A 20,314-nucleotide genomic window follows, 5' to 3' on the forward strand; every position below is an offset into this window, starting at 1 on the left:
CGAGACCTCCTCAGAATCTGGCTGCGTCTCATGCGCGCCGTGGCGGCGGAAAGGATTTGCGTGTTTCTTGTATGTAAGGTACAAGGCCAAAAGTAAAGCAAAAACAAGGCTCGACAAGGCCCCTCCTCGCGAGGAGCGGGCTTGGTGCGAAGCCGCAGCAATGGGTGGTGTGATGACGGAGGCAATTCGCGGGTTCTGGGTGGCGTCGGCGACGCCGCTGGCGACCGATGGCAGCGTGGATCACCCCCGGCTCGCGGCTCACGCCAAAAAGCTCTTCGGCAAGGGCGTCGACGGTGTCGTGCTGTTCGGCACCACCGGCGAGGGTACCTCCTTCAACGTCAGCGAGCGCGTCGCGACCATCGAAGCCGTGCTCAAGGCCGGCGTTGCGCCGGAACGAATTGGGATCGGCGGCGGCTTCCCCGCCATCAGCGACAGCATCGCATTGACGCGCGCCGTGCTCGGCCTGGGCCTGCGCCACGTGCTGTTGCTGCCGCCTTACTTCGACCGCAGCGTCACCCCCGAAGGCATCGAGGATGCCTTTGCGGCGATCCTCGATGGCGTCGCCGACGATCGCCTGCGCGCCTACCTGTATCACATCCCGCAGATCTCGGGCGTCGCGATTCCGACCAGCGTCGCCGCGAATCTGCGCAAGCGCTACGGCAAGGTGGTCGCCGGCTTGAAAGACTCGAGCGGCGACTTCAAGCAATTCCAGGCGTTCCGCGCCGCCGCACCCGAGCTCGCCATCACCGTCGGCAACGAGGTTGACATCACCCGCGCGATCGCCGCCGGCGGTGCCGGCACCATCTGCGGTATGGCCAATATCGCGCCCGAGCTGGTCAAGGGCATGATCGACGGCAAGGATGTCGAGGTACGCATGCAGGCTGCGGTTGACATCGTGGTGAAATCGCCATCCTTCCTCGCGACGCTGAAGGCCATCCTCGCGGCACAGACCGACGATGCAAGCTGGCTGCGTGTGCGCCCGCCGTTGCGTGCGTTGTCTGATGGTGCTGCGCTCAAGCGGAAGCTGGACGAACTGATGGTTCCTGCCATCGCGTGAGATCGTGCAACACCGCGACACGTTGCCGCGAATTCTCGCGCAGCGTGTTGCGTTCACCCCACCATCAATCGACGATTGCCGAATGGCGCCTGTCCGCATCTAGAATGATTCAACACTAGAGCGATTCAAGCCCGCTTACGGTTCTCTTCCCTCACAGCGGCTGTTAGACGCGCTGGCTTCAACGCTGTGTCTGACTTGGAAGTGAATCGAAAGTGCGTGCCCATCTGGATGGCCAGCGTGTCCGCGGCCGTCGAACTCGTGCCGGCAAGCGCCGTGCAGGTCTTCTCATCGGTGCAGCGGTGCTGCTCGCGGAATCCCCCTCCAACACGACGGGCGCGCAGGCGCAATCGGCCCTGCCGCCGGTGACGGTGGAAGCGCCGGCGCAGCGGCCGAAGATCGCTCGCGCATCGGAACAATCTCCGCGCCGCACGCAAACGGCCGCGCGCCAGCGCAGCCGCAATTCAGCGCCCGCAGCGCCGACCATATCGGAACGCGCGGCCGCAGAAGCCGCCGCGCAACAGGCAGCAAAGCTTGGCTACCGCGCGATGCCGAGCGCGACGACGCTGCGCAACGGCGCCTCGCCGCTCGACACCTCGCAGTCCGTCAACGTCGTTCCCGCACAGGTGTTGAAGGACCAGCTGCCGCGCAACATCGATGATGCGCTCATCAATGTCTCCGGCATCACCCAGACCAACACGCTGGCCGGCAGCCAGGACGCGGTGATCCGCCGTGGCTTCGGTGACAATCGCGACGGCTCGATCATGCGCAACGGCATGCCGCTGGTGCAGGGCCGCAGTTTCAATTCCGCGGTCGAGAGCGTCGAGGTGCTGAAGGGGCCGGCTTCGCTGCTCTACGGCATCATGGATCCCGGCGGCATCGTCAACACCATGAGCAAGCGGCCAGAGCTCTATCAGCACGGCTCGGTGACGCTGCTCGGCTCGGCCTTCAGTGCCTCGAAAACCGGCGCCGACGGACTGCTCGACGTCACCGGTCCGATTGGAGACCAAGGCCTTGCCTATCGCTTCATCGGCTATGGTGTCAGCGAGGACTACTGGCGCAATTTCGGACGTCACCGCGAGATGCTGGTCGCGCCGTCACTGGCCTGGTACGGCCAGGACACGACGGTGCAGCTCAACTACGAGCATCGCGAGTTCATCTATCCGTTCGATCGCGGCACCGCGTTCAATCCGGTGACCAAGGCGCCGCTGGCGGTGCCCACCACGCGCCGGCTCGACGAGCCCTTCAACAACACTTGGGGCACGTCCGATCTGATCCAGGCCTCAGTCGAGCATCGTCTCAACCAGGACTGGAAGCTCTATGCCGGCTACAGCTACAACACCGAGACTTTCAGCGCCAACCAGCTCCGCATCTCTACCCTCAACTTCACAACCGGCGTCGAGACGCGCAGCAACGACGGCACGCAGGGCTCGCTCAGCAATGTCAGCTACGGAACGTCCTATGTCTCGGGCGGTTTCTGGCTCGGCGACATGCGCAATGATTTGGTGTTCGGCGGCGATGGCCAATATCGCACCATCTATCGCGACAATCTGATCCGGCAGGCGACGCCCGCCATCAATGTCTACAATCCCGTCTACGGACTGGTTGGCCCGGGCACGACGGTGTCGAATCCTGACAGCGCGCAGACCGACAAGCTTGGCCAATGGTCGATGTTTGTCCAGGACACGCTGCATCTGACCGAACGGTTCGCGCTGGTCGGCGGCGTGCGCTACATGGATTACGATCAAATTGCCGGGCGCGGAAAACTGCCATTCAACACCAACACCAACGTGTCCCAGGACAAGGTGCTTCCGCTCGGCGGTGCCATCTTCAAGCTCACCGACCAGATCTCGCTCTATGCGAGCTACACCCAGTCGCTGAAGCCGAATTCGACCATCGCGCCGATCGGCATCGTGATCGACTCCAATGTTGCGCCGGAAGAAGGGGTTTCCTACGAGACCGGCGTCAAGTTCGATTTCAACAGGCGCATTTCCGGAACGGTTGCACTTTACGACCTCGACAAGAAGAACGTCCAGACCACGAAGACGAACAGCGCGAACGTGGTGGAGGTCCACACTGTCGGCCGTGCCCGTTCGCGCGGAGTCGAGTTGGACGTCACCGGCCGGCTCACCGACAGCTGGGCTCTGATCGGGAGCTACGGCTATACCGACGCCCGCGTGAGGGAGTCCGATGACCTGACGTTGCTCGGCAGGAAGCTGCAGAACGTCGCCTTGAATACGGCCTCGCTCTATCTGGTTTATGATTTCGGTACTGCGTTGCCGGGCCAGCTCCGCCTTGGCGGCGGCGCGCGCTATGTCGGCGACCGTCCCGGCGATGCGATCAACAGCTTTTTCCTGCCGTCGTATGTCGTCGCGGATATGTTCGCGACCTATGAGACGAAATACCAGAACACGCCGGTGATCTATCAGTTCAACGTCAAGAACCTGTTCGACACCGTCTACTATCCCTCCGCCGTCAACAATCTGAACGTTGCCATCGGTGACGCGCGCCGCGTGTCTCTCTCGGCAACGGTGAAGTTCTAGCGATGGCCGTCGGGCGCAAAACCATAGCGGTGCTGATCGCGCTGGTGTCCGCCTGCATGGCGGCAGCCAGTCGCGCCGACGAAATCACGCTCTATTCGACCAGGGAGGCTGCCCTGATCGCGCCTGTCATCGCGGTTTTCACGGACGCGAGCGGCATCAAGGTGAATGTCGTCTTCACAGAAGACAATCTCGTCAAGCGCCTGGTGTCGGAAGACACGGCGTCGCCGGCGGACGTGCTCGTGACCATCGGGCTCGACAAGACCAAGCAGCTTGCCGACCGCGGCCTGACGCAGGCCCTTTCGTCGGCGCGCATCGAACAGGGCGTGCCGGCCAACTTGCGCGGCAACGGTGCGCAATGGTTCGCGCTCGCCCTCCGTCCGCGCGTTGCATTTGCGCGCAAGGACAGCGCGCTCGCTGCGATCGATTATGAAGACCTCGCAGGCCCGCAATGGCGTGGCAAATTGTGCATGCGTGCACCGCTGCATCAGAACAACGTCGCATTGGTCGCGGCCTATCTCGCCCATCATGGCGAGGCCGCGACGGAGGCCTGGCTCACCGGCCTGAAGGCCAATCTCGTCCACAAGCCTGCCGGCAAGGACAACGACGTGATCCGCGAGATCGCGCAAGGCACCTGCGAGATCGGCATCGGCAACACCGTGGCGTTGGCGCAATTGCGCGACGGACGGGAAGGTGCCGACTGGCGCGCATGGGGGATGGAGGTCAAGGCGGTGCCGACGACTTTCAAAGGCGGCGGCACGCATGTGAACCTCACCGGTGCGGCCGTCGCGAAACACGCCCCGCATCCTGAGGCCGCGCGACAACTGCTCGAGTTCCTGGTCACGCCTGCGGCGCAACGGACCTTTGCCGCCGCCGAGCTGGAATATCCTGTGGTTGCGGCGGCGGAGCGTGCTCCCATCGTAGCCGAGATGGGCTCGTTTGATGCTGATGCGATGCCGGTCGATCGGGTTGCCGCGCATCAGCAGGCCGCGCTCGCGCTGATCAAAAAGGTCGGCTTCGATGAGTAGGCGGGGACAGAGCATCAAGGCTGTCCTGCTCCAGCTCCACTCCATCGCAGGCCTCGTGCTCGCGCTGTTGCTGTCGCTGATCGCGCTGACCGGCGCGATCATGAGTTTCGAGGACGAGATCGTCGATCATCTCAACGCCGGCATCATGCAGGTTGTGCCGCGTCAGGCGCCGCCGCTGCTGCCGGATGAGCTGGTCGCCCGGCTGAAGGCCGCGCAGGATGTCGGCAAGGTTGCAGCCGTCACGCTGTCGAGCGATCCCTCGGCGGCGGTGCGTGTCCGTTTTGGGCGCGACGAGCAGGGCGAGCGGCCGGCATCTCTCTATGTCGACCCCTATGACGCGCATGTGCTGGGCTCGCCGCGTGCCGAGGAGTTCTTCGCGACCGTGCGCCGGTTGCACCGTTGGCTGCTCATCCCCGGCGACGCCAAGGGCTGGGGACGCCAGATCACGGGCGTTGCCGCGCTTGGCTTGATCGTGATGCTGGTCTCGGGCCTCGTGCTGCGCTGGCCGCGTCGCGCCGGCAGCGTGAAGATGTGGCTGAAGCCGAATCTCGGGCTCAGTGGCCGCGGTCTGCACCGCTCGCTGCATGCCGTGATCGGCACCTGGGTCCTGCCCGTCTATCTGGTGATGACGCTGACCGGGCTTTGGTACTCGTTCGACTGGTACAAGGACGGTGTCGTCTGGTTGCTGTCGCGTCCGGAGGCCGCCGCGGCGAAGATGCAGCCCAGGATGCCCACAAAGGCGTCGCGTGACACCGGCAGCGAGATGGCACAACCGATCGGCTTTGATCGCGCGTGGGCGGCCTTTCTGCGCCAAGAGGGCAGCCGATTCTCCAAGGCGTTGCTGACGCTGCCGGCCGGCCCGGGCACGGCGATCCGGATCCGGTCGTGGGGCAAGGATTCCACGCTCGACACCACGCGCGACGAATTCCGCGTCGATGCCGTCACCGGTCAGGTGCTCTCCGCGGAGCGCTATGCCGACAAGTCGCTCGGCGAGAAAATCGTCGCCAACGTGCTCGACATCCACCGCGGCGCGTTTCTGGGCTGGCCGGGAAAGCTCGCATTCATGATTGCGGCGGCGCTGATGCCGCTGTTCGCGGTCACCGGCATTTTACTTTATCTGTCACGCCGCAAGCTGCGGCGCCCGGTGCAGCCGCCGCTCGGGCGGCTCGTTCCTGGCGAGTGAGCGGACACGAAGGCTAGCCAAGCGCGCGGCAATCGTTCAAAAGCCCATGGCTCGCCCTCGTCAAGGTTCGTGCCATGAAGCTTTCGACCGTCACTCCCGCCGATATCCGCCGTGCACTGCTGCTCCGCGAGGAGATCGCGCTGCTCGATCTCAGGCACGAAGCCGGTTTTGCGACGGGACATCCGCTGTTCGCGGCGAACATGGCCGCGGACCGGATCGAGATCGAAGCTGAGGTCAGGCTGCCGCGCCAGAATGTGCCGATCGTGCTCTATGACGACGGCGAAGGACTGGTGGCGTCCGGCGTCGAACGCCTCGCGGCGCTCGGCTATACCAACGTTCACGCGCTCGACGGCGGACTGAAGGCCTGGCGCGCGGCCGGCTATCAAATCTTCGAGGACGTCAATTCGTATTCCAAGGCCTTTGGCGAGCTGGTCGAGTCGCGCAGGCACACGCCCTCGTTCAGTGCCGACGAGGTGGCAAAACTCATCGCGGACAAGGCCAACATCACCATCCTCGACGTCCGCCGCTTCGACGAATATGCCACCATGAACATTCCGGGCTCGGTCAGCGTGCCCGGCGCGGAGCTGGTGCTGCGGGCAGGGCAGGCGGCACCCGATGCCGACACCACGATCATCGTCAATTGCGCCGGCCGCACCCGCTCGATCATCGGCACCCAGTCGCTGATCAATGCCGGCGTGCCCAACAAGGTCCGCGCGCTGCGCAACGGCACCATCGGCTGGACGTTGGCGCGGCGCGCGCTCGATCACGGCGCCGACCGGCGCGGCGCGATCGGGCCGTTCGAGGGCGGCCCAGCCAACGCGCGCGACGTCGCCTACCGCGCCGGTGTTCGCCACATCGGCGCCAGCGAGATGGCTGCGCTTGTCGCGCAGACGGATCGCACGCTCTATCGCTTCGACGTGCGCGACGCCGAGGAGTATGCAGCCGGCCATCTCCCCGGCTTTCGCCATTATCCCGGCGGCCAGCTCGTCCAGGAAACCGACATGGCCGCGCCGGTGCGTGGGGCGCGCATCCTCCTGACCGACGACATGGGTGTCCGCGCCGACATGACGGCGTCCTGGCTGGCGCAGATGGGCTGGGAGGTCTATGTGCGCGAAGGCGGTTATGAAGGCGCGCTCGAGATGGGCCCGCCGCGCGTCCTGCCCAAGCCCGACCCGGCGCACCGCTACCGCCGGCCCTATGAAGGCACCGACGTCGCGGAAGCCGCGATGCAGGCCTATCTCGACTGGGAATATGGTCTCGTCGACCAGCTGCGCCTCGACGGCACGCACGGGTTTTACGTGATCTGACGACCACCCCGCCATCGTCTCCCCGTATCCAACCCTATTGTGCTGCGCATCCCCCGCGGTCTAAGAGCTGCGGCAAAGCTGTGACCCACGGAGACTTTGATGCCAGCCCCAGGCCAAAACCCTGAGCGGAACGCGAAGGCGCTGCTGCTCGAAGGTGTCAATGACAGTGCTGTCGACCTGTTCAGGAGCGCGGGCTTCACCAATGTCGAACGCCTGACCAAGGCGCTGGACGGCGAGGCGCTGCGCCAGGCGCTCAAGGGCGTGTCGTTGCTCGGCATCCGCTCGCGCACCCAGATCACCGATGAGGTGCTGGCGGCGGCCGATCAGCTTCTCGCGGTCGGCTGCTTCAGCGTCGGCACCAACCAGGTCGATCTCCTGGCGGCGCGCAAGCGCGGCATTCCCGTGTTCAACGCGCCGTTCTCCAACACCCGCAGCGTCGCCGAGCTCGTGATCGGCGAGATCGTGATGCTGTTGCGGCGCATCTTCCCGCGCTCAGTCTCGGCGCACGACGGCGGCTGGGACAAGTCGGCGACCGGCAGCCGCGAGGTGCGCGGCCGCACCCTCGGCATTATCGGCTACGGCAATATCGGCTCGCAGCTCTCGACGCTGGCCGAGGCCATTGGCATGCGCGTGATCTATTTCGACCGCACCGACAAGCTCCGCCACGGCAACACCGAGCCGGTCGAGAAGCTGGAAGAGCTGCTGGCGCAGAGCGACGTCGTCAGCCTGCACGTGCCGGAGACGCCGGAGACATCAGGCATGATCGGCGAGAAGGAGCTGCGGGCGATGAAACCAGGCTCGCTCCTGATCAACAACAGCCGCGGCACCGTCGTCGATCTCGATGCGCTTGCTGGCGTCTTGCGCGACGGCCATCTCGCCGGCGCCGCCATCGATGTGTTTCCGGTCGAGCCATCTTCGAACTCCGATCGTTTCAAGAGCCCGCTGCAGGGTCTCGGCAATGTCATCCTCACCCCGCATATCGGCGGCTCGACCGAGGAGGCGCAGGAACGCATCGGCGGCGAAGTGGCGCGCAAGCTGGTCGACTATTTCATCACCGGATCGACCACGGGGGCGGTGAATTTCCCGGAGGTGCAGCTGCATCTGCGTCCCGCCGGCGCGCGCTTCAGCCATGTTCATCGCAACGTGCCTGGCATGCTGCGTCGGTTGAACGAGGTCTTTCTCCAGCGCGACATCAACATCGTCGCGCAATATCTGGAGACCGCCGGCGACCTCGGTTACGTCGTGCTCGACGCCGACCTCGGCGGCCAGGATTCAAGTACACTGCTCCAGCAGATCCGCGCCCTCGACGGCACGGTCGGCGCGCGGCTGGTGTTCGAGCACTAGCGTCATTGACGGCCGGGCGGAGGTCGCCTTGAATGCAGTCTCCTGTCGAACGAACGAGAACAGAAAAAGCGGGGGGAAACGATGGCGCAAGTGCGTGCGAAGCTGTGGGTCTTGCTCCTGGGTACGGCGGCCGCGCTGGGCGCGAACTCCGCTTCGGCGGCGATGCTGGCCGGGGACGCCGACACCGTCTGCAAGGGCCTCGTCGGCGGCACTGACGCCGTGAAGATCGATTCGGCGAATTTGCTGGCGCCGTCGCAACTGACTGTTGCCGAACGCGGGCCCACGCCGTCGGGGCGCGTCACGCCCGCCAATCCCGGTTTCTGCAAGGTGCTCGGCCATATCGATCCCACCGATCCCAAGGCGCCGCCGATCAAATTCCAGGTCAACTTGCCCGTCGAATGGAACGGCCGCTCGCTGCAATATGGCGGCGGCGGATTCAACGGCGTGCTGATCACGGGTCTGGCGCTGCCGCCGGCCTATCCCTTCGATAAGCCGTCGCCGCTCGCGCGCGGCTTTGTCACTTACGGCACCGATTCCGGTCACGAGACCAGGCAGGGCGAGCCGCCGCAGGTCTTCGCGCTGAATGACGAAGCCTTCGAGAACTTCGCCCATCGCGCCTACAAGAAGGTGCGCGACGCCGCCGTTGGGCTGATGCAGCGCGCCTACGGCAAGACGCCGGAAAAAATGTACTTCATGGGCTCGTCCGAAGGCGGCCGCGAAGGCCTGACCATGGCGCAGCGCTATCCCGACGATTTCGACGGCATTTTTGCCCGCGTGCCCGTGATCAACTGGGTCGGCTTGCAGCATGCCGGCACCCGCTCGGGGCTCGCGACCATGGGTGAAGGCTGGATCAATCCGGCGCAGGTGAAGCTCGTCGGCGACGCCGTGCGGGCCGCTTGCGACAAGGCCGACGGCTCCGATGACTTGCTGGTGCAAAATCCTGTCGCCTGCAAGGCAGCGTTCAAGGTCGAAACGCTGCGCTGCGCCGCCGGCCAGAGCGGAGATCAGTGCCTCGCCGACGCACAGATCAAGGCGATCGATACCCTGCATGCGACCTACAAATTCCCGTTCACGCTCGCCAATGGCCTTGACGACTATCCCGGCTGGGGCGTGTCAGGCGAGGACACGCCGGCGGTCGGGCCGACCGGCGGCTGGGTCGCGTGGTGGCTCGGCACGGCGCCGCCCGCGCAGCCGCCTGCGCCCAACAACGGCATCGCCTGGATCTACGGCGCCGGCGGCATCCAATATGTGTTCGCGCGCGATCCCAAGCTCGACGTCACCACGTACAAGGTGGAGGACCACAAGGCGCGGCTGCTCGAAGTGTCGAAGTTGATGGATTCGACCGACCCCGATCTCAGCCGCTTCCGCGCCCGCGGCGGCCGGCTGATCATGCTCGAGCACATGGCCGACTACGCGCAGAGCCCCTATGCCGGCATCCGCTATTTCGAGAGCGTCGAGCGCAAGCTCGGCAAGGCCGAGACTGCCGAATTCGCGCGGCTCTACACCGCGCCCGGCGTCGACCATGTCGGCTCCGGCGCGCCGGCCAATGTCGACATGCTGAGCGCGCTGGTCGACTGGGTCGAGAACGGCAAGGCGCCCGGCGACCTCGAAGTCACTGAGCAGAAGGTCGAGGCGCCGTCGTTTGCGGCGCTCCGCACGCTGCCGCTGTGCCGCTGGCCGGCCTGGCCGCATTACAAGCAGGGATCGGTGGCGGAAGCATCGAGCTTTACTTGCGCGCCGTAGCAGGTGCGCTACGTCAGACGAAGCGTCAGCCGATAGCCATCGCCTGCGCGCCGCCGAGGAGCTGCGCGTTGAGCCGACCGCCGGAGAACAGCATGTCGTCAAGCGCCTCGTCGATATCGGCGGAGATCACGGAGTTGCCGCCGTCCCGCGCGATGCTTCCTTGCGCCAGCCGTCGCATCAACTCCTTGATGAAGGCACAACTCGTACCTTCGCTGCGCCGCCCCGCCTCGGCGACGACGGCTTCGTCGAGCGGCAGTCCCTTGCCGTAGAGCCGGACCAGCTTGCCGCGGCCAGTCTCGTCAGGGAGCGGCACTTCGATCGCCTGATCGATGCGACCCGGGCGACCGGCGAGGGCACCCTCGAGGTCCTCCGGACGGTTGGTGGTCAGGACGAACAGGATGTCCGCATCCTCCTTCAGTCCGTCCATCTCGTTGAGCAGCTTGTTCAGCATGGATTCCTCGCACGGTCCCATGTCATCGCGGTCGCGGGCGATGAGATCGACGTCCTCGATCACCACCATCGACGGCTGGAGCAATCGCGCCAGACTCATATAAGCGCCGAGAAGGCCGATCTGCTCGGCGGTGATGATCAGCGTCGTATGCCGGGGCAAATGTGTTGCGAGATAGCGGATCGTGTGGGTCTTACCTGTGCCCGGCGGTCCGTACAGCAAAATGCCCTTGCGTGTCGACTGGCCAAGCCGGCGCAATTGATCGCGGATGCCGACGAAATTCAGCACGTTGCGATCGAGCAGGCGCAAGGTCTGCTCCGGCAGGATCACCTCGTTGCGCGCGACCGGCGGCAATCGATGCACGGTGATCCCGCGCGAGCGCCCGCGATAGTCGGCGTCGGCATCGAGCGACAGGATCTTGCCGCGATAGGTCCGCGCGGTTTGCACGGCCTCTTCCAGTTCGCCGAAGCATTGCTGGGTGAGAGCCGCGCCGGAGGAACCTGTCGGCACCAGGATCTCGATCCGAATTCCGGGCTCGCGGCTGTATTCGCGGTGAGCGCAGAGCAAAACCGCATAGCGCAGACCATCCTGCTCGCAAAGCCATAGCCCGTTATCCAGACACTTGATCGGGCTCTTCTCGCCTATGTCGACGTCAGAATACTGCAGCGGGGCAATCGCGACCGCATAGCGGCCGTCCTTGAGAAGCCGCGAAATCGAGAGCGTTTCGTAGCGCTGCTCCTCGCTCAGCCCGAACAATCTGATGGCTTTGTCGAAGAGCCGATCGATCGCCGACTGGACATCGACCCGCATGTGGCCGGGAAATTGGCGGATCGTGGTCACGAGCTTGCTGCGCGCGGTGCTGGCAAAGTGCCAATCAAGGACGTCGCAGGCATAGTCGAATTCTTCTTCCCGTTCGTCGGCCTTGCTTTCGGCGGCCTGATTGCAATCGCTGCACAGCCAGATGGTGCGGCTCCCGATCCGCACGCTTACCTGCCCCTCGGGCTTTTCGCAAAGCTCGCAAACGGTCTTGATTGCCTCGATCGTGATCTGCAGGTCGTGGCCTTCCATGGAAATGCGTTGTTGTGCAGATTTCAACAAGGCATCGGCGACAGCTTGCGGGTAAGGCCCGCAAACCGCCTTGTCCTTCTGCTCGATCTGGGTGATCAGCGCGGCCGCCTCGCGCTCCGACTTGCCGAAGACCTGACGGAGCAGATCGACCACGAATTGGTCCGGCGTATCGTCGTCATTATGAATGATGAGTTGGGTCGGCTGGTTCTCTCCACGCATACTATCCATCACGAAAGATCTCCGAGACAATCTATGATTGAAGAGAACAAATAAGGAACACAAAAGAAGACGGCCGTCAAGCATAACGGCCGCGACAAATTTCAATGGATGGGCGAAGCCCTAATGCGCCGGCCCGCCTCCCGCCTTCACCCTCCGCGTCAGCAGCACCGCGATTGCGGCGATCACCAGCACCGCGCCGATCACGGCAAAGGCGTCGGAATAGCCCATCACCAGCGCCTGGCGCTTCACGGTCTTGCCGAGTGCGATGATGGCCTGCTCGCGCGCGGCGTTGGGATCAGGCATGCCGTGGGCGACGAAATAGTCCGTCATCTGCGCGATGCGGGAGCGGACCTCCTCGCGGCCGAGCGTGACCGACTGGCCGATGATGTTGGAGTGGAACTGCTCGCGCTTGGTGATGATGGTGGCGAGCGTTGCCGTGCCGATCGCGCCGCCGAGATTGCGGAACATGTTGCTGATGCCGGAGGCCGCGGCCGCATCCTGCGGCGCGATGCCGCCCGTCAGCACCGAGGTCAGCGGGGTCAGCACCATGGCTTGTCCCACGGCGCGCACGATGTTCGGAATCCAGAGCTGGTCGCCCGCGTAGTCCGGCGACATCGCCGTGTTCATGAAACAGCTATAGGCAAAGATCAGAAGGCCGGTGATCGCGATGTAGCGCGTGTCGAAGCGCTGCATCAGTTTCGGGATCAGCGGGATCAGCACGAGCTGGGGCAGGCCGGTCCAGGCCAGCACGTTGCCGATCTGCTCGGCATTGTAGCCCTGCGCCTGGCCGAGATAGGCCGGCAGCATATAGACAGAGCCGAACAGCGCGAAGCCGACCATCGTCATCGCGAGAGTGCCGAAGCCGAAATTGCGTTGCGTCAGCAGGCGCAGCCGGATCAGCGGCTTCTCGATCGACAATTCGATCGCGACGAACAGCGTCAGGCTGACGGTCGCGATGATCGCCAGCTTGACGATGAAGGGCGAGGAGAACCAGTCGTCCTTGTTGCCTTCCTCGAGCACGGCCTGCAGGGCCGACAGCCCGATCGCCATGGTGACGATGCCGGCCCAGTCGCCTTCCTTCAAAAGGCCAAGCTGCATCTTCTGCCGTTCCAGCGTCAGAGAGAGCGCGGCCACCATCACGGCGGTAGGGATCACGTTGACAAAGAAGATGGTGCGCCAACCGTAGTTTTCGGTGAGATAGCCGCCGATGGTCGGGCCGATCGCGGGGGCAAAGGTGACGGACAGCGCGAAGATCGCCAGCCCGACCGGCTGCTGCGGCTTCGGCAGCTTGGTCAGGACCAGCGTGAACGCCATCGGGATCAGCACGCCGCCGGCAAAGCCCTGCAGGCCGCGCATCGCGATCATCGACGGCAGATCATGGGTGAAGGCGCAGGCGACCGAGAACGCCGCGAACAATGTCGCGCTCGCCAGCATGTAGCGGCGGAACGAGAACACGCGGCTCATGTAATCGGTCAGCGGGATCACGATGATCTCGCCGATCAAATACGACGTCGAGATCCAGGAGCCGTTGTCGGCGCCGGTGCCGATGCCACCCTCGATGTTGGCCAGCGAGGCATTGGTGATCTGGATGTTCAGGATGGCCATGAACGAGCCGATCATGGCGGCGAGCACGGCGATCCAGACGGCGGCGCTCGCGCGGTTGGAATCCGCGAGTGGACGATCAGATGTTGCGGACGTCGGCAACGAGAGGCTGTTTGACATGGCACGATCCTCCGGAAACCAGCTTTGCCGTGGGGGTTGTCTTGGATGTTGCCTTGCGTGCGGCCGCGTTCGCGGTCCGCGCGGCTGAACGTGTTGCAATCGTCGGGATCACGGACATGCCGGGCCGGAGCGCAATCGCGGGTCCATGCTCGGCGTCGAGCGCGATCTTGACGGGGATGCGCTGCACCACCTTGGTGAAATTGCCGGTGGCGTTGTCCGGCGGCAGCAGCGCGAATTCCTGGCCGCTGGCCGGCGCGATGGAATCGACGCGCCCGTGCACGATCTGGCCGGGGAACATGTCGACCTCGATATCGACGGTCTGACCGGGTTGAACGTGGGTGAGCTGCGTTTCCTTGAAATTGGCGACGACATAGGCGCCATCAGTCGGCACGATCGACATCAATTGCGTGCCCGCCTGCACGAACTGGCCGATGCGCAAGGAGCGGTTGCCGACGACACCGTCGATCGGGGAGACCACGGTGGTGTAGCCGAGGTTCAGTTCGGTCTGATGCTGCACGGCCTCGGTGCGTGCCGCCGCCGCCTGTGCCTGCACGATCTCGGCCTTGAGCAGATCGACCTGCTTGAGAGCGGAGGTGAGGTTGGCGCTGTCGCGTTCGAGCGTCGCCTGCGCGGAGGCAATGCGCGACTGGGCCTGCTGCGCGTTCTGAAGGCTGCCCGATCCGGACGCGGCGAGATCGGTGTAGCGCTTGTTGTCCTGCGCGGCGAAAGTGAGATTAGCCTGATCGACATCGAGCGTGGCGCGCGCGGCCTTGATCACCGCCTGCTGGACGTCGAGCTGGGCTTCCTTGCTGGCGATGGTCGCGTTCGCCGCCTGCACGTCGGCGCGGGCCTGGTCGAGCGCGACGCGGAAGTCGCGGTCGTCGATCCGGGCGAGCACCTGCCCGGCCTTCACATGCTCGTTATCGGCGACCAGAACCCGGTTGAGATAACCGCTGACCTTCGGCGCAATGGTGGTGTTGTCTGCCTTCACATAGGCGTCATCAGTGGAGACGAGGTACTGCCCGACGGTCCAGTAATCGTAGCCATACCAGCTCGCGCCGGCCAGCGCGACGAGCGCCGCCCCCGTCAGCAACAGCTTGCGAAGATTGAGCTTTTTTGCGCGAGCGGCGGTCGTCGCACCGGGCAGGATCCCGTCCAGCGCGCTCGCTGGAAGGGTGGTTTGGGTGGCAGCAGATGGGGTGGTGTGGACGGTCATGGCCGGCTCCCCTGAATTAGGAAACTTGATAATTTCCAAAATGAGGTTAGCTTTGGAATTGTCAATGGAATGACAGTCATCATTTAAAGACATGGCTCAGGCAAAATCGGAACGGGAAGGCCGACCCCGGGGGCGTCCACCGGTGCGGAGCGACGAGGAAACGAGGCACATCGTCCTTGAGGCCGCGCGGCATACGTTCGCTATCGAAGGTTATGCCGCGACCAGCACCGAAGAGCTGGCGCGTCGCGCCGGCATTTCCACCAAGACGCTGTATCGGCTGTTTCCCGGCAAGGCCGCGCTGTTCGAGGCGATGTGCGCCGATCGGCTGGAGCGGCTGCTGTCCGCCGTCGATCTCCAGGCCGGCGACGACGTCGATATCGAAACCGGCTTGCGCGCCGCGCTGCTCGCCTGCGCCGATCTCGGGCTCGATCCGGAGGTCGTGGCGTTGCAGCGCATGGTGCTGCAGGAATCCGCTGCATTCCCCGAGCTCGCGGCGAACTTCTACAACAATGGCATCTCACGCACAGTCAGGGCGCTTGCCGGCTGGCTGCGGGTCCAGGTCAGGCGCAAGCGCATCGCCATCGGCGATGCGGAGGAAGTCGCCGGCATGCTGATCGGCATGGTCGCATCTGCGCCGCAGCGCGCGGCGATCTATGGCGGCATGCCGCTGCCCTCACGCAAGGAGATCGAGCGCCGGGTGCGGACCTGCGCGGCGCTGTTCCTGGACGGTTGCCGCGCCGCGTCGGTCTAGCCCCCTCATTGACAACGTTCCCTGCCTCGCCTAAATGCTTCGCATGCGAAATAAAGCGGCGGGCGCGAGGCGTCATCGGCTGATCTACCTGCTGAGCGTCGCGCAACGACGGTTGCAGCGCTGGATGGCGGCGCAGCCTTCGAGCGAGGTGACGCCGGCCCAGGCTGGACTCCTGTTCATCCTCGGCAAGCAGGACGGCGTCTTGATGGGCGAGGCGGGGGCGGCACTCGATCTGGGGCCGGCCGGCATTTCCGGCCTGGTCGATCGCACCGCAGCCGCCAAACTGATCGAGCGACGGGCCGATCGCGAGGACGGGCGCGCCTGGCGGGTCTTTCTAACACCGAAGGGCCGCACCGCGCTCGCACAGGCCAAGGCCAAGGCGGCAGAGGTCAACGCGGCGCTGACGGACGGATTTACCAGCGCGGAGATCGATATCGTCGCGCGCTGGCTGACGAGCATTCAAAACAAGTTTCCAAGAGAGCTTTCAAGAGATCTATCAAAAGAGCTTGTAAGAGATCTATAGGAATAGAGGGAGCAGACCCATGACAGAGCACGTCCGGACCGAGAACAACGGTGGTATCCTCACGCTGACGCTGGCGCGGCCCGACAAGAAGAACGCGCTGACGGATGCGATGTATGGCAAGCTCGCCGATGCAATCGAATCCGCCGAGTCCGATCCGTCCGCCCGCGTGATCCTGATCCGCGGCGAGGGCGACATGTTCACCGCCGGCAACGACGTCGGCGAATTCGCGGCGGTCGCAGCGGGCAAGTCCGAAGGCAGCCGCAACGTCGTGCGCTTCATCCAGTCGCTGGCGCGCTGCACCCGGCCGTTGGTGGCCGCCGTGCAGGGCCGCGCCGTCGGCGTCGGCACCACGATGCTCTTGCACTGCGACCTCGTCGTGCTCGCCGACAACGCGCAATTGTCGACGCCCTTCGTCAGTCTGGCGCTGGTGCCGGAGGCGGCGTCCAGCCTGCTGATGCCGGCGCGCATCGGCTACGCCCGCGCCTACGAGATGTTCGCGCTGGGCGAGACGGTGCCGGCCAAATCGGCGCTGGAATGGGGTCTCGCCAACCGCGTGGTGCCGCTCGACAAGCTCGATGCTGAGGCGCTCGCGCTGGCGCAGCGTCTTGCCCGCCAGCCGGCCGGCGCGCTCACCGCCGCCAAGAAGTTGATGCGCAATGGCGAGGCTTTGGTCGCGCAGATGAATGCGGAGGGCGAACAGTTCGCGCAGCGCCTGCGAACCGCCGAAGCGCGTGAGGCGTTCACGGCGTTTGCGGAGCGTCGGCCGCCGGATTTCACCAAGGTTGCGTAGGAAGATCGCGGGCCGCCTGAAAGCGTGCAGGCGGATCTGCTCCCATTCGATTGAAACCTTAACCAAACATTGGCATGTCGCGATGCAATGTGGCCCCTCCCGAGGCCCCCTTGTGACCCCATGGCAATATTTAAGAAATCGGTAAGCTCGCTGCTCCTGACCTTGATGGCCCTGCTGGCCGCCGGTGCGCTGACCTCCACGGCCATCCAGATGGTCGGGGCGTTCGGCCGCTACAGCGATAGTCTGGAAACCGCGCGGCTTGCCGCCGCCGACAAGGCCATCTTCCATGGCGTGCTCGCGCTGCGCAACAATCGCGGCGATGCTCAGAGCGCGATCCTCGGCGAGGACGACCCGCGGGCAAAACTCGGGGCGGCCGAGAAGGCCGAGCAGGGCGGCTATGATGCCGTCGGCGCAGCGCTCGCCACCGTCGACTTCGCCCGCCGCGTCGAACTCGCTGGCACGTTGAAGCAGCGCTGGGACGAAGCCGTGCCGAAATTCCAGCTGTTCTATGACGAGGCCAGGCTTCCGCGCGGCGATCGCAAGATCGAGCGGACCAATTCCTGGTACGATTCCGTCACCAAGGTCATCGATACCGCCAATCTGGCGTCCACCGCGGTGTCGAACCGCGCCTGGATGGACGATCCCTTCATTGCTCGCATGATCCAGGTCCGCCGCTTCGCCTGGCAGGTGCGCGACCGTTATGGAATCCATTGTTCGGCGCTCCGCTCGAACGTCAACGGCAGCAAACCGCTTGACGACGCTCAGAAGCGGTCAGTCGCGCAGTGGGACGGCACGATCGCCTCCGGCTGGGCGGGCATGGCCGAGTTGCTGGCTGCGCCCGACGTGGCGCCGACGCTGGTTGCGGCAGCGACGGAGGCGAAGGCCAAGACCGATGGCGTCCTCAAGCAGATCGGAGAGCTCACCAAGAACTTCGACGGAAGCGGCAAGCCCGCGATGCCCGCCTCGGAATGGAATGCGCTGTGTCAGTCGCCCTTCGCGTCCATCGTCGCGGTCGCCAACCAGGCGCTCGACCAGTCGATCGCGCGCGCGGAGACCGTGCAAGCCAAGGCGCTCACCAATCTCGTCGTGCAGTCGCTCGCGTTCCTGCTCGCGCTGGCCGTGACCCTGGCCGGCGTGTTCGTGGTACGCAATCGCCTGATGCGCCCGGTGCGGGCCATCCTCGGCGCCATCGCCAAGATCAGCGCCCGCGACTACGCAACGCCGGTGCCACAATCCAGACATCCCGACGAGTTCGGCACCATGGCGGCCGCGCTCGAAAGCCTGCGCGAAAGTGCTGCGACCGCCGAGCGTCTCGGCCAGGAACGCGAATCACAGCAGGCATTGCAACTTGCTCGCTCGGGCACCGTCGATGATGCCTGCCGCACCTTTGACGACACCGTGCAGGCGGTGATCCACAGTGTTGCTGCGTCGGCGAGGGAGCTCGACGCCACCGCGACCGACGTGCGCACGCTGGTGTCGGAATCGAGCAGCCAGACCGCGGCGGTCTCCGCTTCGGCCGAGCAGGCCACCAACAATCTCGAGACCATCGCAGCCGCGACGGAAGAGCTGTCCGCCTCCGTCGGCGAGATTTCCGCGCAGGTGCAGTCGAGCGCCCGTGAGGCCCGCGAGGCCGTGTCGCAGGCCGAGCGGACCAATGCCACGGTCGAGATCCTCGATCAGACCGCGAGCCGCATCGGTGAGGTCGTGAAGATGATCAACGCCATTGCCGGCCAGACCAACCTTCTGGCGTTGAACGCCACCATCGAAGCGGCGCGCGCGGGCGAGGCCGGCCGCGGCTTTGCCGTGGTCGCCGGCGAGGTCAAGAGCCTCGCCGCCCAGACCGCAACGGCGACGGAAGAAATCTCGCGCCAGGTCGCGGAGATCCAGGGCGCGACGGGCCAGGCGGTGACCGCCATTCGCTCCATCGGCGGTGCCATCAGCGGCATCGACGAGAAGATGACGGCGATTGCGGCCGCCGTCGAGCAGCAGCGCGCGGCCACCACCGAGATCTCGCGCAACTTCCAGCAGGCCGCGCAGGGAACCCGCGAGGTCACCGACACCATCGGCAGCGTCGCCAAGCTCAATCAGGAGACCGGCAACGCGGGCACGGTGCTGTCGGAATCCGTGAAGAAGATGTCGGGCGACGCCGATCGTCTGCGCGTCGCGGTCGAGGGCTTCCTGGGTGCCGTGAAGACGGCATAGTTTCGACAATCCTCCGTCCCAACGTCACGCCATTGGCATTGCCGCCGATGCGCGCGGCGGCTACATCTGTGGCGCCGCGCGAGCGCCGCGGCAGATGTAAGAGAAGAGCAGGGATGGAGAGTTCGATGCCGGCCACGCCACACCACAAGGCCCAACGCCCCTATCGCGGCGTGTTCCCGGTCGCACCGACCATCTTCGACGCGCGCGGCGAGCTCGACCTCGAGGGACAACGCCGCTGCATCGATTTCATGATCGATGCCGGCTCGAATGGTCTGTGCATCCTCGCCAATTTCTCCGAGCAGTTCGTGCTCACCGATGCCGAGCGCGAAACCCTGATGCATGCGGTGCTGGAGCATGTCGCCGGCCGCGTTCCCGTGATCGTCACCACCACGCATTTCAGCTCGGCCGTCTGCGCCGCGCGCAGCCAGCAGGCCGAAGCGGCCGGTGCCGCCATGGTGATGGTGATGCCGCCCTATCACGGCGCGACCTTCCGCGTGCCCGAGAAGGGCGTCGTCGAATTCTTCAAGGTGCTGTCGGGCGCGATCAATATTCCGATCATGATCCAGGATGCGCCTGTGGCCGGCACGCCGCTGTCGGTCGATCTGCTCGCGCGACTGGCGCGCGACTTCGCCAACATCCGCTATTTCAAGATCGAGGTGCCCGGCGCGGCGTCAAAGCTGCGCAGCCTGATCGAATTGGGCGGCAGCGATATCGAAGGCCCTTGGGACGGCGAGGAGGCGATCACGCTGCTCGCCGATCTCGATGCCGGCGCCACCGGCGCGATGACCGGCGGCGGCTATCCCGACGGCATCCGCCAGATCGTCGATCCCTATTTCGCAGGCCAACGCGAAGCGGCGAAAGCCGCCTACGAACGCTGGCTGCCGCTGATCAATTACGAGAACCGGCAATGCGGCCTGATCGCCTGCAAGGCGATGATGCAGGCCGGCGGCGTGATCAAGTCCGACATGGTGCGGCATCCGCTCCAGCCGCTGCACCCGGCGACGCGCGCAGGCTTGCTGGAGCTGGCGAAAGAGCGCGACGCGCTGGCGCTGCGGTGGGGGAAGTAGGGGCGGCTTGCTCCCCTGCCGTTGAATATCTCAGCTGTCGTCCCGGCGAAGGCCGGGACCCATAGCCCCAGGGAGTAGTTATGGGGCGAGCTGGTCACTCCGAGTCTTC

15 protein-coding genes are annotated in these 20,314 nt (G+C 65.0%); 12 read left to right on the plus strand and 3 right to left on the minus strand.

Annotated features, from left to right (window positions below; all coding sequences use genetic code 11):
- The first annotated feature begins 172 nt into the window (after positions 1-172).
- The 7 genes from IVB31_RS32520 (at position 173) to IVB31_RS32550 (ending at position 10,199) form a co-directional block, all read left to right on the plus strand.
- Positions 173-1,057, plus strand: coding sequence for a dihydrodipicolinate synthase family protein (locus tag IVB31_RS32520; protein ID WP_247332135.1), 885 nt, complete (start codon positions 173-175; stop codon positions 1,055-1,057).
- Positions 1,058-1,269: 212 nt separating this feature from the next.
- Positions 1,270-3,597: a TonB-dependent siderophore receptor gene (locus IVB31_RS32525; RefSeq protein WP_247332137.1), complete on the plus strand. Its 2,328-nt coding sequence runs from the start codon at positions 1,270-1,272 to the stop codon at positions 3,595-3,597.
- A gap of 2 nt (positions 3,598-3,599) precedes the next feature.
- A complete protein-coding gene (locus IVB31_RS32530; protein ID WP_247332139.1) occupies positions 3,600-4,622 on the plus strand; it encodes an extracellular solute-binding protein in 1,023 nt (340 codons plus the stop codon).
- Positions 4,615-5,805 carry a PepSY-associated TM helix domain-containing protein gene (locus IVB31_RS32535; protein ID WP_247332141.1) on the plus strand — a complete coding sequence of 397 codons (1,191 nt, stop codon included), beginning with the start codon at positions 4,615-4,617 and terminating at the stop codon, positions 5,803-5,805. Before IVB31_RS32530 ends, IVB31_RS32535 begins: the two co-directional genes overlap by 8 nt.
- Before the next feature lie 74 nt (positions 5,806-5,879).
- Positions 5,880-7,112, plus strand: coding sequence for a rhodanese-like domain-containing protein (locus tag IVB31_RS32540; RefSeq protein ID WP_247332143.1), 1,233 nt, complete (start codon positions 5,880-5,882; stop codon positions 7,110-7,112).
- A gap of 99 nt (positions 7,113-7,211) precedes the next feature.
- On the plus strand, positions 7,212-8,456 hold the full coding sequence (gene serA / locus IVB31_RS32545) for a phosphoglycerate dehydrogenase (protein ID WP_247332146.1): 1,245 nt from the start codon (positions 7,212-7,214) through the stop codon (positions 8,454-8,456).
- Between the two features lie 81 nt (positions 8,457-8,537).
- Positions 8,538-10,199, plus strand: a complete 1,662-nt coding sequence (locus tag IVB31_RS32550; RefSeq protein ID WP_247332148.1) for a tannase/feruloyl esterase family alpha/beta hydrolase — start codon at positions 8,538-8,540, stop codon at positions 10,197-10,199.
- A gap of 25 nt (positions 10,200-10,224) precedes the next feature.
- On the opposite strand, the gene IVB31_RS32555 is transcribed toward IVB31_RS32550, so the two are convergent.
- From IVB31_RS32555 to IVB31_RS32565, 3 genes are all read right to left on the minus strand, one after another.
- The gene (locus tag IVB31_RS32555; protein ID WP_247332384.1) at positions 10,225-11,943 is read right to left on the minus strand and encodes an ATP-dependent Clp protease adaptor ClpS; all 1,719 of its coding nucleotides are present in this window, start codon (positions 11,941-11,943) and stop codon (positions 10,225-10,227) included.
- 111 nt (positions 11,944-12,054) lie between these two features.
- Positions 12,055-13,656, minus strand: coding sequence for a DHA2 family efflux MFS transporter permease subunit (locus IVB31_RS32560; RefSeq protein ID WP_256464363.1), 1,602 nt, complete (start codon positions 13,654-13,656; stop codon positions 12,055-12,057).
- Positions 13,616-14,872 (minus strand): HlyD family secretion protein, encoded by a 1,257-nt coding sequence (locus IVB31_RS32565; RefSeq protein ID WP_247332150.1) that lies wholly within the window; start codon positions 14,870-14,872, stop codon positions 13,616-13,618. The genes IVB31_RS32560 and IVB31_RS32565 overlap by 41 nt, the downstream gene beginning before the upstream one ends.
- A 142-nt stretch (positions 14,873-15,014) precedes the next feature.
- Here IVB31_RS32565 and IVB31_RS32570 point away from each other — a divergent pair, with 142 nt between their 5' ends.
- From IVB31_RS32570 to IVB31_RS32590, 5 genes are all read left to right on the plus strand, one after another.
- A complete protein-coding gene (locus IVB31_RS32570; RefSeq protein ID WP_346730903.1) occupies positions 15,015-15,623 on the plus strand; it encodes a TetR/AcrR family transcriptional regulator in 609 nt (202 codons plus the stop codon).
- A 43-nt stretch (positions 15,624-15,666) separates the two neighbouring features.
- The gene (locus IVB31_RS32575) at positions 15,667-16,146 is read left to right on the plus strand and encodes a MarR family winged helix-turn-helix transcriptional regulator (RefSeq protein ID WP_247332152.1); all 480 of its coding nucleotides are present in this window, start codon (positions 15,667-15,669) and stop codon (positions 16,144-16,146) included.
- 19 nt (positions 16,147-16,165) lie between these two features.
- The gene (locus IVB31_RS32580; protein WP_247332153.1) at positions 16,166-16,936 is read left to right on the plus strand and encodes an enoyl-CoA hydratase; all 771 of its coding nucleotides are present in this window, start codon (positions 16,166-16,168) and stop codon (positions 16,934-16,936) included.
- 120 nt (positions 16,937-17,056) lie between these two features.
- Positions 17,057-19,138, plus strand: coding sequence for a methyl-accepting chemotaxis protein (locus tag IVB31_RS32585; protein ID WP_247332154.1), 2,082 nt, complete (start codon positions 17,057-17,059; stop codon positions 19,136-19,138).
- A gap of 125 nt (positions 19,139-19,263) precedes the next feature.
- On the plus strand, positions 19,264-20,205 hold the full coding sequence (locus tag IVB31_RS32590) for a dihydrodipicolinate synthase family protein (protein ID WP_247332155.1): 942 nt from the start codon (positions 19,264-19,266) through the stop codon (positions 20,203-20,205).
- Positions 20,206-20,314 lie beyond the last annotated feature (109 nt).

Source organism: Bradyrhizobium sp. 21 (assembly GCF_023073335.1).
Taxonomy (GTDB): domain Bacteria; phylum Pseudomonadota; class Alphaproteobacteria; order Rhizobiales; family Xanthobacteraceae; genus Bradyrhizobium.

Coding starts and splice junctions, on each gene's coding strand:
- IVB31_RS32520 (WP_247332135.1), top strand. CDS start 173: ATGACGGAGGCAATTCGCGGGTTCTGGGTGGCGTCGGCGACGCCGCTG.
- IVB31_RS32530 (WP_247332139.1), top strand. CDS start 3,600: ATGGCCGTCGGGCGCAAAACCATAGCGGTGCTGATCGCGCTGGTGTCC.
- IVB31_RS32535 (WP_247332141.1), top strand. CDS start 4,615: ATGAGTAGGCGGGGACAGAGCATCAAGGCTGTCCTGCTCCAGCTCCAC.
- IVB31_RS32540 (WP_247332143.1), top strand. CDS start 5,880: ATGAAGCTTTCGACCGTCACTCCCGCCGATATCCGCCGTGCACTGCTG.
- serA (WP_247332146.1), top strand. CDS start 7,212: ATGCCAGCCCCAGGCCAAAACCCTGAGCGGAACGCGAAGGCGCTGCTG.
- IVB31_RS32550 (WP_247332148.1), top strand. CDS start 8,538: ATGGCGCAAGTGCGTGCGAAGCTGTGGGTCTTGCTCCTGGGTACGGCG.
- IVB31_RS32555 (WP_247332384.1), bottom strand. CDS start 11,943: ATGGATAGTATGCGTGGAGAGAACCAGCCGACCCAACTCATCATTCAT.
- IVB31_RS32560 (WP_256464363.1), bottom strand. CDS start 13,656: ATGTCAAACAGCCTCTCGTTGCCGACGTCCGCAACATCTGATCGTCCA.
- IVB31_RS32565 (WP_247332150.1), bottom strand. CDS start 14,872: ATGACCGTCCACACCACCCCATCTGCTGCCACCCAAACCACCCTTCCA.
- IVB31_RS32575 (WP_247332152.1), top strand. CDS start 15,667: ATGCGAAATAAAGCGGCGGGCGCGAGGCGTCATCGGCTGATCTACCTG.
- IVB31_RS32580 (WP_247332153.1), top strand. CDS start 16,166: ATGACAGAGCACGTCCGGACCGAGAACAACGGTGGTATCCTCACGCTG.
- IVB31_RS32585 (WP_247332154.1), top strand. CDS start 17,057: ATGGCAATATTTAAGAAATCGGTAAGCTCGCTGCTCCTGACCTTGATG.
- IVB31_RS32590 (WP_247332155.1), top strand. CDS start 19,264: ATGCCGGCCACGCCACACCACAAGGCCCAACGCCCCTATCGCGGCGTG.